Source organism: Streptomyces sp. NPDC028711 (assembly GCF_055565415.1).
Genome location: NZ_JBVHUJ010000003.1, coordinates 551,871 through 564,517 on the forward strand (window position 1 = coordinate 551,871; position 12,647 = coordinate 564,517).

At 74.0% G+C, this 12,647-nt stretch carries 12 protein-coding genes; 6 read left to right on the plus strand and 6 right to left on the minus strand.

Features of this window, described 5'->3' with window-relative positions:
- Positions 1 to 3: 3 nt before the first annotated feature.
- Complete coding sequence (locus ACZ4VK_RS13550) at positions 4 to 528, minus strand: tetratricopeptide repeat protein (RefSeq protein ID WP_468351691.1); 525 nt, start codon at positions 526 to 528, stop codon at positions 4 to 6.
- A gap of 97 nt (positions 529 to 625) precedes the next feature.
- Between ACZ4VK_RS13550 and ACZ4VK_RS13555 the strand changes: the two genes are divergently transcribed.
- Entirely contained in the window at positions 626 to 1,375 is a 750-nt protein-coding gene (locus ACZ4VK_RS13555; protein ID WP_468351693.1) for a CTP synthase C-terminal region-related (seleno)protein, read from the plus strand.
- Positions 1,376 to 1,388: 13 nt separating this feature from the next.
- On the opposite strand, the gene ACZ4VK_RS13560 is transcribed toward ACZ4VK_RS13555, so the two are convergent.
- Positions 1,389 to 2,015, minus strand: coding sequence for a nucleoside/nucleotide kinase family protein (locus ACZ4VK_RS13560; protein WP_468351695.1), 627 nt, complete (start codon positions 2,013 to 2,015; stop codon positions 1,389 to 1,391).
- 307 nt (positions 2,016 to 2,322) lie between these two features.
- Between ACZ4VK_RS13560 and ACZ4VK_RS13565 the strand changes: the two genes are divergently transcribed.
- Complete coding sequence (locus tag ACZ4VK_RS13565; protein WP_468351697.1) at positions 2,323 to 2,733, plus strand: VOC family protein; 411 nt, start codon at positions 2,323 to 2,325, stop codon at positions 2,731 to 2,733.
- Between the two features lie 9 nt (positions 2,734 to 2,742).
- Here ACZ4VK_RS13565 and ACZ4VK_RS13570 read toward each other — a convergent pair whose 3' ends face one another.
- Positions 2,743 to 3,582 (minus strand): aldo/keto reductase, encoded by an 840-nt coding sequence (locus ACZ4VK_RS13570; RefSeq protein ID WP_468351700.1) that lies wholly within the window; start codon positions 3,580 to 3,582, stop codon positions 2,743 to 2,745.
- A gap of 382 nt (positions 3,583 to 3,964) precedes the next feature.
- Here ACZ4VK_RS13570 and fusA point away from each other — a divergent pair, with 382 nt between their 5' ends.
- Positions 3,965 to 5,989 (plus strand): elongation factor G, encoded by a 2,025-nt coding sequence (fusA, locus tag ACZ4VK_RS13575; RefSeq protein WP_468351702.1) that lies wholly within the window; start codon positions 3,965 to 3,967, stop codon positions 5,987 to 5,989.
- 257 nt (positions 5,990 to 6,246) lie between these two features.
- Here the strand turns inward: fusA and ACZ4VK_RS13580 are convergent, their stop codons facing one another.
- The 3 genes from ACZ4VK_RS13580 to ACZ4VK_RS13590 all read right to left on the minus strand — a co-directional run bounded on the left by ACZ4VK_RS13580 (position 6,247) and on the right by ACZ4VK_RS13590 (position 8,690).
- On the minus strand, positions 6,247 to 7,533 hold the full coding sequence (locus ACZ4VK_RS13580; RefSeq protein ID WP_468351705.1) for an MFS transporter: 1,287 nt from the start codon (positions 7,531 to 7,533) through the stop codon (positions 6,247 to 6,249).
- Positions 7,530 to 8,069, minus strand: a complete 540-nt coding sequence (locus ACZ4VK_RS13585; RefSeq protein WP_468351707.1) for an ArsR/SmtB family transcription factor — start codon at positions 8,067 to 8,069, stop codon at positions 7,530 to 7,532. Before ACZ4VK_RS13585 ends, ACZ4VK_RS13580 begins: the two co-directional genes overlap by 4 nt.
- Positions 8,070 to 8,201: 132 nt before the next feature.
- The gene (locus ACZ4VK_RS13590; protein WP_468352064.1) at positions 8,202 to 8,690 is read right to left on the minus strand and encodes a hypothetical protein; all 489 of its coding nucleotides are present in this window, start codon (positions 8,688 to 8,690) and stop codon (positions 8,202 to 8,204) included.
- Positions 8,691 to 8,953: 263 nt separating this feature from the next.
- On the opposite strand from ACZ4VK_RS13590, the gene ACZ4VK_RS13595 reads away from it, so the two are divergent.
- The 3 genes from ACZ4VK_RS13595 (at position 8,954) to ACZ4VK_RS13605 (ending at position 12,629) form a co-directional block, all read left to right on the plus strand.
- Positions 8,954 to 9,739, plus strand: a complete 786-nt coding sequence (locus ACZ4VK_RS13595; protein WP_468351709.1) for an SDR family NAD(P)-dependent oxidoreductase — start codon at positions 8,954 to 8,956, stop codon at positions 9,737 to 9,739.
- Between the two features lie 160 nt (positions 9,740 to 9,899).
- The gene (locus ACZ4VK_RS13600) at positions 9,900 to 10,298 is read left to right on the plus strand and encodes a hypothetical protein (RefSeq protein WP_468351711.1); all 399 of its coding nucleotides are present in this window, start codon (positions 9,900 to 9,902) and stop codon (positions 10,296 to 10,298) included.
- 78 nt (positions 10,299 to 10,376) lie between these two features.
- Positions 10,377 to 12,629, plus strand: coding sequence for a hypothetical protein (locus tag ACZ4VK_RS13605; RefSeq protein ID WP_468351713.1), 2,253 nt, complete (start codon positions 10,377 to 10,379; stop codon positions 12,627 to 12,629).
- Positions 12,630 to 12,647 lie beyond the last annotated feature (18 nt).

A 12,647-nucleotide genomic window follows, 5' to 3' on the forward strand; every position in this document is an offset into this window, starting at 1 on the left:
CCCTCAGGACCCGTCGGGGGAGGTGAGCAGAGCGCGCGCGTAGTGGGCGAGCGAGCGGTTGTAGCGGGGCAGCAGGGGGGCGAGGGCGCCGAGGGCGAGGGCGGCGGCCTCGCGGTCGCGTCCGGTGTCGGCGAGGGCGAGGGCGAGGAAGGCGTCGACGGCTCCGGCGAGGGCGGTCTCGTCGGAGCCGAGCCGGTCGGCGGGGAGGGCGCGCTCGGCGGTGAGGAGTTCGACGCTGCGGTCGGGCCTGCCGAGGTTGCGCAGGCTGCTGGCGAGCTGGATGACGGCCCGGCGGCGGCGGAGCCCGCTGAGGCCGTGGTCGAGCGCCCGCTGGTAGTACCGGACGGCCTCCTCCGGCTGTCCGGTGGAGTCGTGGGCGGCGCCCTGCTCGAAGAGGGCGGCGGGGTCGTCGGCGGGCCGTTCGGCGGCGAGTTCGGCGGCGCGGGCGCGGAAGTCGGCGGGCTCGTGGGCGTCGAGGCTCTCCCAGAGGGCGGCGACGCGCTGCTCCCAGTCCTGATCGTTCGTCATGACGCTCACCCTATCCACCTGGTCATAAGCGTTCGTGATGGACGATGCGGGAATCATCGTTGGACGTGAAGTGGGGACGGCGCCAAGGATGGTGGCCATGCACACGAACACACTCCCCCGCCCCGTCCCCCGTATCGCTCTGGTCGGGGACCGCTCCCCGCACGTCCGCTCGCACGTCCGGATCCCGGTCCTCCTCGACGCGCTCGCCGAGCGGGACGGTCTCGCCCTCGACGCGTACTGGATCCCCACGGGGGACGCGGAGGCGCCCGGCGCGGTGCGGGGCTTCGACGCGGTGTGGGTGCTGCCGGGCAGCCCGTACGCGAGCGAGGCGGGGGCGCTGGCGGCGATCCGTACCGCCCGCGAGGACGGCGTCCCGTTCCTGGGCACCTGCGGCGGCTTCCAGCACGCGCTCCTGGAGTACGCGCGGAACGTCTGCGGCCTCACCCGGGCCGCGCACGCCGAGAACGACCCGGCGGCCGACCGGGGCGACCTGCTGATCGCGCCGCTGGCCTGCTCGCTCGTGGGCCACGAGGGGGTCGTACGGATCACCCCGGGCTCCCTCGCCGAGCGGGCCATCGGCGCGGAGCGGACCGTCGAGCGGTACCACTGCCAGTACGGCCCCGACACCCGCCACCTGGACACGCTGCGGGCGCACGGCCTGCGGTTCACGGGCGCGGACGAGGACGGCGGGATCCGCGTCGCGGAACTCCCCGCGCACCCCTTCTTCCTGGCGACCCTCTTCCAGCCGGAACTCGCGGGCGACGGCACGCGGCCGCATCCGCTGATCCGGGGGCTCGCGGCGGCGGCGGTGCGACACGCGGCGGACCGGTCGGCCGTGGCGCGCTGAGAGGCCGATCGGTTCAGTCCATCGTCACGACGAGGTGGGCGCGGGCGCGGCTGTCGGCCACCAGGCGGGCGTTCGCCTCGTCCGAGTCCTGGACCCAGCGCTCGGCGTGGGCCCGGTCCTTGCCGAAACGCACGTGCCGTTCCACGAGCCGGGGGACGCGGCGCCGCTCGTCCAGGTCCAGGTACCAGGCCTCGTCGAGCAGGGGCAGGACTCCGGCCCAGGCGCCCTCGCCGTACAGGAGGTAGTTGCCCTCGGTGACGACGAGCGGGACGTCGGGCCCGACGGGGATCGCCCCGGCGACCGGCTCCTCCAGGGCGCGGTCGAAGGCGGGCGCGTAGACGGTGGTGCCGGGCTCGGGGGCGCGCAGCCGGGCGAGGAGCGCGGTGTACCCGGCGGCGTCGAAGGTGTCGGGCGCGCCCTTCCTGCCGGCCCGGCCGAGACGTTCCAGCTCGGCCTGGGCCAGATGGAAGCCGTCCATGGGGACGAGGACGGCGAGCCCGCCGAGCCGGTCGACGAGCCGCGCGGCGAGCGTGGACTTCCCGGCCCCGGGAGCCCCGGCGAGCCCGAGGATCCTGCGGCGCCCGGGCAGGGCGAGGCTCCGCGCGCGGTCCACGAGCCGGTCGAATCCCTGTGCGTCCATGCGGGGGATTGTCGCATCGGGTGGGGGCGGGGGTACGGGCCCCGGGCACGCGGACCCGGCGCGGGAACGGGGAGGGGCGCGAGCACGACTCCGGGCCCCGGGCACGCGGACCCGGCGCGGGAACGGGGAGGGGCGCGAGCACGACTCCGGGCCGCCCCTTCCCCGACCCTCGGTCCGACCCCCCTCCCGTTCCTCTCCGCCCCCTCCCCGACCCTCGGTGCGACCCTCGACGGGACGAGGGTCGGGTCCGGGGCGGCGCGGGTCGACGCGAGTAGTTCCTGCCCGTTCCGCGTATTACGTTGGGGTAATGCCGTCCATCGCACTCGTGACCCTCGTCGTCCGTGACTACGACGAGGCCATCGCCTTCTACACCGACGCCCTCGGATTCGACCTGGTCGAGGACACCGACCGGGGCGACGGGAGCCGCTGGGTCGTCGTCCGCCCGCGCGGCGCCGCGGGGGTCGGGGGCCTCGGCAACGCCGGTCTGCTCCTGGCCCGCGCCAAGAACGACGCCGAGGAGGCCTCCGTCGGCAACCAGACCGGCGGCCGGGTCGGCTTCTTCCTCCACACCGAGGACTTCGCCCGGGACCACGCCCGGATGTCGGAGGCCGGTGTGAAGTTCCTGGAGGACCCGCGCCACGAGCCCTACGGCTCCGTCGCCGTCTTCGAGGACCTGTACGGCAACCGCTGGGACCTCCTCCAGCCGGCGGGCGCGTAGCCCTCGCGCCTACGCCTGCCCGGACAGCCGGTCGAGCCGGTCGAGCTGAGCCGGTGCCAGGTCCAGGTCGGCCGCCGCGACGTTCTCCTCCAGGTGCGCCGCCCTGGCCGTGCCCGGGATCGGGAGGATGACGGGTGAGCGGTGGAGGAGCCACGCGAGGGAGACCTGCGCGGGCGTCGCGCCGAGTTCGGACGCGAAGGCGGCGAGGGCGGCCGACGCGCCCGGCGTTCCTCCGGCGACGGGCCGCCACGGCAGGAAGGCGATTCCGGCCGCCTCGCAGGCCGCGAGCACGGGCTCGTGCTCTCGGTCGAAGAGGCTGTAACGGTTCTGCACACTGGCGACGTCGACGATCTCCCGCGCCCGTTCGAGTTCGGCGACGGTGACCTCGGACAGCCCGATCCGTCCGACCTTCCCCTCGGCCTGGAGCTCCCGCAGGGCCCCCAGCTGCTCCGTGAGGGGCACCCGCGGATCGATGCGGTGCAGCTGGAGCAGCTCGATCCGCTCGACGCGAAGCCGGCGGAGCGCGTGCTCGACCTGGCCGCGCAGGGCGTCCGGCCGTGCGTCGTGCCGCCACCCGTCCGGCTCGGGTGCCGGTGCGATGCCGACCTTGGTGGCGATGAGCAGCCCGTCCGCGTAGGGATGGAGGGCTTCGGCGAGGAGCTCCTCGTTGGCGCCCCAGCCGTACATGTGAGCGGTGTCGATCAGCGTGACGCCGAGCTCGACGGCCCGCCGCGCCACCTGGAGGGACGCCTCTCGGGCGGGCCCTGGCCCGGCCGGCAGGCGCATGGCCCCGAATCCGAGCCTCCGCACGCTCAGGTCCCCGCCGATGCGGAACGTGGTCGGTGTCATCTCTGCTCCCCGCCTCTCGATCAAGAAACCTCTCGATCAACGAACTTCTCGATCAAGATCCAAGGCTAACAACGCGGTTGGCGTGACCGGCGGGCGAAAACCGTTGTCGCACGGCCCGTTCGGCTCCCTACACTCACGTCTCGGCGCACCACTCGGTGCGCCGCGGAGCCGTAAGACCGAGGGGAGAGGACCGTGCGCAGCCATGACGCCGTCGCCGTGTCCTCCTCCCGTGCCCGGTACGACGTGATCCTCGCCTCCTCCGCCGAGCGGTGGCGGCTGCGCGCCCGCCATCGCCGCCCGTGACGACGTCCTCCTCCTGACGGAGGCTCGTCCGGGAATCGCGCTGCCCCGTTCTCCACGCAGCAGCGAAAGGCACGAGACCGTGCGTACCCCTGACAGCACCACCGTCCGCAACCTCGGCATCCTGGCCCACGTCGACGCGGGCAAGACCACCGTCACCGAGCGGTTCCTGTACCTCACCGGCGCCATCCACAAGCGGGGCGAGGTCCATGACGGCACGACCGTCACGGACTTCGACCCGCAGGAGCGGGACCGGGGCATCACGATCTCCGCGGCGGCCGTCAGCTGCGACTGGGCCGGACACCGGATCAACCTGATCGACACCCCCGGGCACGTCGACTTCTCCGACGAGGTCGAGCGTTCGCTGCGCGTCCTCGACGGCGCCGTCGCCGTCTTCGACGCCGTCGCGGGCGTCGAGCCGCAGAGCGAGGCGGTGTGGCGGCAGGCCGACCGGCACGGTGTCCCGCGCCTCGCGTTCGTGAACAAGATGGACCGCGCGGGTGCCGAGCTCGACACCGCCGTCGAGTCGATCCGTACCCGCCTCGGCACCGTCCCGCTGCCCGTCCAGCTGCCGATCGGCCGCGAGGACGGCTTCACCGGCGTCGTGGACCTGGTCCGGATGCGGGCGTACGTGTGGCCCGACGGCGCCGACTCGTACACCGAGCAGCCGGTCCCCGACGGGCTCCGCGACGAGGCCCGGCACCGCAGGCGACGCCTGGAGGAGACGGTGGCGGAGCTGCATCCCGGTGCCCTCGAGGAGTTCTGCGGGGAGGGCTCCGCGCTCTCCGACGGGACGCTCGCGGCGGCGCTCCGCGACCTCACCCTCTCGGGCGAGGCCGTGGTCGTCCTCTGCGGCTCGGCGTACCGCGACAGGGGCGTCGAGCCGCTGCTCGACGCCGTCGTCGCGTACCTCCCGGCGCCGCCGGACATGCCGCCGGTACGCGGGGAGGTGCCGGCGGACCCGGAGGCTCCGTTCACCGCGCTCGCGTTCAAGGTGAGCGCGACCGCCACCGGCCGCATGACCTATGTCCGCGTCTACGCGGGCACGATCGCGAAGGGGGACACCGTGCTCGACGCCGTCACCGGCCGCACCGAGCGGATCGCCCGCATCCTGCGGGTCCAGGCCGACCGGGCGACGGAGGTCGAGGTGGCGCGCGCCGGTGACATCGTCGCCGTCGTCGGGCCGAAGGCCGTCCGCGCCGGTGCGACGCTGTGCGCACCGGACGCGCCGGTCGTCCTCGAACCGCCGACGACCGCCGACCCGGTGGTCTCGGTCGCGGTGGAGGCCCGCCGCGGCACGGACACCGGCCGACTGGCCACGGCGCTCGCCCGGATGACCGAGGAGGACCCGTCGCTTGTCGTACGGTCCGACCCGGAGACGGGCCAGACCGTGCTGTCCGGGCTCGGCGAACTGCACCTGGAGGTCGCGGTGGAGAAGCTGCGGCGCGACCGGGGCCTTGAGGTCACGGTCGGCCGTCCGCAGGTCGCGTACCGGGAGACGGTGACGAAGGGCGTCGCCGGCCTGCTGTACCGCCATGTGAAACAGGACGGCGGCGCGGGCCAGTTCGCCCATGTCGTCATCGACGTCGAACCGCTGCCCGAGGGCGAGGAGTTCACCTTCGCGTCCACGGTCACGGGCGGCCGGGTACCGCAGGAGTACATCCGCGCGGTCGAGGCCGGCTGCCGGGACGCGCTCGTCGAGGGTCCCCTCGGCGGCCACCCGGTGACGGGTGTCCGGGTCACGCTCACGGACGGCGCCACGCATCCGAAGGACTCGTCGGAGATGGCGTTCAGGACGGCGGGCCGCTTCGCGCTCCGCGAGGCGCTCCGCGCGAGCGTGATGACGCTCCTGGAGCCGGTGGCCGAGGTGACGGTCACCGTCCCCGCGGAGTCCGTCGGCGCGGTCCTCGGCGACCTCGCGGCCCGCCGGGGCCGGGTGACGGACCAGACGACCCGCTCCGGTACGGCGGTGGTGGCGGCGACGGTCCCGCTGGCCGAACTCTTCGGCTACGCGTCCCGCCTGCGCGGCCGGACCCAGGGCAGGGGCACGTTCACGACCCGCCCGGCGGGGTACGCGGCGGCGCCGGACCGGGTGTCGGGCGTGTAGTCGACGGGTGCGTGCGAGTCGGCTCGTACGGGGTGACTCGCACGGGCTAACCCGTACGGGCACACTCGTACGGGGTGACTCGTGCGGGGTGATGCCCACCCGCTGGGGGCCGTCCGCCGGGAGCCTCCCGCCTGGGGGCCGCCCCCTGGGGGCCGTCCCGTCGCCGCCGGAGCGGCCGCCTCGGCGGCGCGGGCGGATCCGGTCGACGACACCTGTCGTCGACCGGTGCGCCGGCAACTCGACGATCTCGCCGAGTCCTACACGGCGCCCTTCCGAACGGGATCCTTGGCTTCCGGGTGATCCGGATCATCGGCCGGGGCGGCGGCACGCAGCGCCGCCTCGACCCGCCGGTTACCGGTCATGGTCGCCGTGACGGCGGTCATGGTGAGGAGGAGGCCGGCGGCGGCGTAGAGCGGGGTGCGTACGTCGTAGGTGGTGGCCAGCCAGCCGCCGAGGAAGGCTCCGAACGGGGCGGCGCACATGGCGAGCATGCGGGAGGTGGAGGCGACCCTGCCCATCAGGTGGGCGGGGACGATCGTCTGTCGGAGGGAGGGGCCGAGCACCATCGTGGCGCCCATGCCCGCTCCGCAGACGGCGAGCGCGAGGCCGGCGACGTAGGGGTTCGGGGCGGCGGCGAGGCCCAGGATCGCGAGTCCCTCGGCTGCGGCCGTGCAGGTGAGCGCGGTGCCGGTGCCGAGCCGCCGGCCGAGGAAGGAGGCGATGCCCGCGCCGAGCAGACCGCCGGTGGCCTCCGCCGTGAGGAGCAGGCCGAAGCCGAAGGTGCCGATGCCGAGACGGTCGTGCGCGAAGAGGGCGAGGACGGTCTCCACGGCGAGGAAGGCGATGTTCCCGACCGCCGGGCGCAGCGCGAGCCCCAGCAGCAGACGATCCTGGAACACGTACGAGGCGCCGGCCCGCGCCTGCCGCAGCAGCGACTCACGGGCCTGGGGTACAGGGCGGGGTGTGGCGGGCAGCGACCGTACGAGCAGTGCGGAGAGCGCGAACGACACCGCGTCGGCGAGCAGCGGAAACGCCCGCCCGAGCGCGAGCAGGGCACTGCCCGCGGGCGGCCCCGCGAAGCCGGACGCGGCGGTCTGGGTGCCGCGCAGGCGTGAGTTGGCGCGCTCCAGGAGCGCGGGGTCGCGGCCGAGCAGATCCGGCAGATAGGCCGTGGCGGCCGTGTCGAAGAAGAGCCCGCCGAGGCCGAGCAGGAAGGCGACGGCCGCGAGCAGCGGAACGCTCAGCACGTCGAGCACGGCCGCTGCCGCCGGTATCGCGAGCAGCACCGCACGCGCCGCGTCCGTGACCCACATCGTGCGCCGACGGTCCCAGCGGTCCACCAGCGCACCGCCGAGGACCCCGAAGAGCAGCCACGGCAGCGTTCCGGCCGCCGTGACGACGGCGAGCGCCATCGGATCCCGCGTCAGCGTCAACGCGAGCAGCGGCAGCGCGGCATGCGACACCCCGTCGCCGAGAGAGGACACCGTCTGCGCGGTCCACAGCCGCCCGAACCCGGTCGGCAACTTCCTAACCTCCGAGGTCACTTGGCGTCTCCTTCGGCCTGCTCGCGCGGTGCCGGGTGGAACAGGGCGAAGACGAGTGACGCGTCCGGCAGTGACGGATCGGACAGCTCCCGGTACTCGTCCGCCAGTGCCTGCAGCCGCGCCCCCAGCTCCGCGAACTGCTCCCCGGTGAGCCGCAGATGCGCCATCCGCACGTGCCGCTCGCCATCCGCCGGGGCTGCCTCCAGGTCCGCCACCGCATGCCGCATCAGCACGTCCGGGCCTCCCTCGCCCGGATCCGGCAGCACGATGGACCGCGCGGCCATCGCGTAGTACCGCTCGGTGACCCCCCGGACCTTCCGCGTTCGCACCACCTTCACCAGGCCGGCCCGTTCGAGCAGCCGCACGTGATAGCTGGAACTGCCCTTCGCCAGGCCCACTCGCTCGGCGATCTGCGTGATCGTCGCGGGCTCGAAGCGGAGCACGGCCATGATGCGGTGACGCGTGAGATTGGAGACGGCGCGCAGCTGCTCGTCGGTGGTGACATGGAACGTCTCGGGCAGTTCATCGGCAGGCATGACCCAATGGTCAACACTTCTTGACCATTGGGCAAGAGGATTTCGCCCGGGCTTCCGGATCGGCTGTCCCGCACGTGCTGCGGCTCCGCTCCCGCACCCTCCTTCTCGACCTCGCCCGACCCCGCACCCGGCTCAGCGGACAGGCTCCGCGCGCCGCCGGCGACGCATGACGACCGCCGACAAGACCGACAGGGCCGCGAAGAGCAGGGCGGCGGCTCCCGAGATCACGGCCAGTACGGCCGCCCCGCCACCGCTCACGTCCTCTTCACGGGCGACCACCTGGGGATCGTCCGCCCGGTACCGGACGTCCAGCAGGGTGCCTGCATCGCTGTACCGGCCGCCGCTCCCCATCGGCAGTGCCGCGACCACGGTCCGTCCCCCGGCCTCGAACGAGACCCTGCAACTGCCCGTCATGCAGGGGCCGTTCGTCAGCAGCGTCGCCTGAGCCCGCCGGCCGTCCTGGAGGGAGCGGAGGTGCTGGGCCGCGGGGAGCATCACCAGGCCCGACAGCGCGCCCAGGAGCACCGCGAGCACCAGCGACAACCAGAGGCCGGCCCGCGCGCTCAGGACTCCCTCGGCCGCGTCTTCCCGGCGTGCGCCGGTCCTGCCCGCGTGCGACATGTCCGCCACGTCTTCGCCCCTTCGGTCGTGCCCGTTCTCCGTGCCTGTCTCCTTGAGCACGATAGGCAGGCGATCCGGTGGCGTCGCGGGGCCGTGTCGGCACACCGGTCACAGCCCGGTTGCCCGATCTCGGCAATCAGGGCTGCCCGGGTCCCCACCTCGGGTTCAGTCCGTACGCCCGAGTCGTCTGCCAGGATGCGTGTATCCGCCCTCCACCGCACACGGACCGGGCGGGTACACGCACGACGCGAGGAGCGACATCGATGAGCATCACCCCCGCCGGCTACCTGGCCCACCTGTTCTCCCTCGAAGGCCGCACCGCCCTCGTCACGGGCGGCAGCTCCGGCATCGGCCGTGCCATCGCGGGGGCCCTGGCGCGCGCCGGGGCGAGCGTGGTGATCGTGGCCCGCAAGGAGGCCGAACTGGTCGCGACCGTCGGCGAGCTGACGGCCGACGGCTGCCGGGCCGCGTGGGTGAGCGCCGATCTGAGCACCCGTACGGGGATCAAGGAGGCGGCGGAGCGGGCGGCGGGCGTCTTCGGGGAGCCCGACATCCTGGTCAACTCGGCGGGCATCAACCTCCGGCCGCCGCTGGGCGAGCTGGACGAGGAGGTCTGGGACGCCACGATGGCCGTGAACCTGGAGGCGCCGTTCCTCCTCGGTCAGCGGTTCGGTCCCGGCATGGCGGAGCGCGGGTTCGGACGGATCATCCACGTCACCTCGCAGCAGGCGCACCGCGCGTTCGTGCAGAGCGGGGCGTACGGGGTGTCGAAGGGCGCCCTGGAGTCCCTCGCCCGCTCCCAGGCGGAGGCCTGGTCCCCGTACGGGGTCACCGCCAACACGCTCGTGCCCGGTTTCGTCATGACCCCGCTCAACCAGCGCCTCTCCTCCGACCCGGAGAAGGTCGCCGCCCTTGCCGCCCGCACGATGACCGGCCGCAACGGCCTGGCCGAGGACTTCGCGGGCGCGGCCGTCTTCCTGGCGAGCGCCTCCTCCGCGTACGTCACGGGCCACTCCCTCTTCGTGGACGGCGGGCTCTCGGTCCACTGAGTTCGCCCCGCCCGTCGCCCAACGAGATCCAGCCATCGCGGACGGCGGCGGGCCGACGGCTTTCGGTCATTGTTCGCGGAACCTCTGGCGCACCACGTGGTGCGTACTTGAATGGCTCCACGCGCGTACGGGGTGCGTACGGGAACAATCGGGGGAAGTCATGGATCCGTTGACGGCCATCGCCGCAGCAGGCGTCGCGCTCGTGGTCAAGGGTGCCTTGGAAGCCACGGGCCAGGAGGCCGGGCGGAGCGGCTGGACCGGTGGGGCGCGGCTCGTCGCCCGGATCCGGGAGCGCTTCCGCGGGGACGGCGACGCCCAGGCCGCGCTGGAGCGCGTGACCGAAGCGCCGGACGACGAAACCGGCCGGCAGGACCTGGAGCGGATGCTCACGGCGCACATGCTGCGCGACCGCGACTTCGAGAGCGACATCCGGCAGATGGTCGACGAGGCGGTGGCGGCCTCCGGCCGGGGCGGCCCGCAGGTCAGCGCCGCACTGATCAAGAACGCTCAGATCTTCAACGAGAAGGTCGAGATCAAGGGCGACTGGAACGTCTCGTAACGACGTCCGTCCCCGCTCAGAGAAGGCCGGCCGTGCTCGCGCCGCCCTTCGCCGACCCACCCCGGAAGATCTTGTGCCATGAGCGAGGAACCCACCGCCGACGTGCCGCCCGGTGGTAAGAGTGACCGCTCCGATCCCGCCCCCGCGACGCCCACCCCTTCCGACGCCCCGAAAGGCGCGTCGGAGGGTGAGCCGCGCGCGGGCGCGGCGGAGCAGGACGGCCCGGTCAGCGAGTCCGACGCCCTGCGTTCCCTCAAGGAGGGCTCGGCGTCCGACGACGCCGAGCGGTCCGATGCGCTGAAGGCCGGTGCCATCGCGGACCTCATCGCGCAGCGCCTCAACGCCGACGCCTCCGGCACGCGGATCGGCACGCTCGCTCTCTTCAACGACACGGTCAGTTTCGGTGGCGGCTTCCACTCCGGGGGCGAGCGGCACGGCCGCCCCGCGCACCGGGGCGGCGGGTCCGTGCTGCCGATCGGCGCGGCGGAACTGGTCGACCACACCGAGCTGTTCGTGCAGCCCGAGGGGTACGACTCCGCCCTCACCGTCCTGTGCGAGCGACGGCTCCTCGTCCTGACGGGGCCGTCCGGCAGCGGTCGTGAGGCCGCCGCCGTCAATCTGCTCGCCGAGGCCCTCGCCCTGGGCGGCGCCGAAGGCGGCGGCGCCTGCCACCGGCTCCTCGACCCGGTCTCCGTGCTCGTCCCCGACTGGGAACCGCCGGTCAGGGACAGTGGCTACCTGGTCGCGGTCGAGGACGGGGTCTCCGGCGCGAGGGACTTCGACGCGCTTCCCCGTCGGCTTCCCGCCGTCGTGGCGGCCCTGCGCGCCCACGGCTGCCACCTGGTCCTCACCGGTGGCCAGGACCTGGCGGTGGCCGTGCGCGGCGACGGCGCCGAGTCGGTGGCCGTCCACGCACTCGCGCCCGTCGATCCGGTGGCCGTCCTCGAACGGCGGGTGCTCGGCCACGGCGGCCCGCCGGAGGCCCGTGCCGAACTTCGGGCGATGCTCGACTCCGGCGGAGTCGTCACCGCCCTCCGGGAGATGCCGGCGGCCCGGCACGCCGCACGCCTCGCCGCCGACATCTCCGCCGGCCGGGACGTGGCCGCAGCGGCGGCGGCGCTGCGCGACCCGAGCGACCAGGTCAGGACGTGGTTCGACCGTCACAGGAACCCGGAGGCCGTGGCTTTCGCGCTCGCCGCCGCCGTCCTTGAGGACAGCGGCTATCTCACCGTCGCCGAGGCCGCCGTCAAGCTCCGGGCCGCTCTCACGACCCCCGAACCCGCCCCGCCGGACGTACGGTTCAGGGACCGGCTCGGCGACGAGCAGCAGTGGATCCGCCTCGACGCCGACGGCTTCGGGCCGCCCCGGGTGCGCTACCGGAACGCGATGCTCGGTCAGGTCGTCCTGATCTACGCCTGGACCGGGCTCGACGGCTGGCGCGAACCCCTCCTCTCCTGGCTTCGCCGGCTCCTCGACCACAGTGACCTGGAGGTCCGCGCCCGCGCGGCCGTCGCCGCCGGGATCCTCGCCTGGGCCGACCACCACTACGCGGTGCACCGCTTCCTCACCACCTGGGCGGCGTCGGACTCCTGGCAGCTCCGCCAGGCGGCGGCGACCGCCCTTGGCGTCGCCGGGAGCCGGGACGAGTCGGCCGACGCGGTGTGGCAGCTGCTTCACGGCTGGGCACGGGGCGGCAGCTCGGTCCGGCAGCGCCGCCTCGCCGGGACCGCCGCGAACACGGCGGGCGGGCTCCTCGGCCGGGAGGCGCCCGAACGCGCCGTGGCCGTGCTGCACGACGCCCTCGACCGGGACGACGACTGGGGCACCCTGCCGTCCGTGGCCTGGGGCGGCGTCCACCTCGTGCACCAGGGGCGGGCGAGGGAGCTCCTCGACGCCTATCTGGACTGGTCGGAGCCGCAGGACCTCTCCCCCATGGTCGTCAAGTCGCTCTCCGCGTTCCTCTTCGCGGCGGGACGGCCGTACGAACCGACCGTCGACGGACCGGTGGACGGCGTCTCCGGGGTGCCCCTGCTGCTGAGCGGCCTCCCCGACCACGAGGACGCGCTCGCGGAGCTGTGGGCGCGCGCGCTGGCCCGCCGCCCGATGCAGGAGACGGCGCTCCTCGCCCTGCGCGAGTGGATCGACGTCTACGCCGCCCGCGGCGGCCGGCGCACCCTTGAGGCCCTCAACCGCCTCCTGTGGGACATCTCCCGCAAACGGGGCTCCCACCGCGAGCGGCTCCTTTGGTGGCTCGACGCGTGGTCACGGGACCGCGAGGCCCCCTCCGCCAACGCCGCGCTGCTCCACGCGGCCCTGGCCCGTACGACCTGAGCGACACGCCCCGAGGAA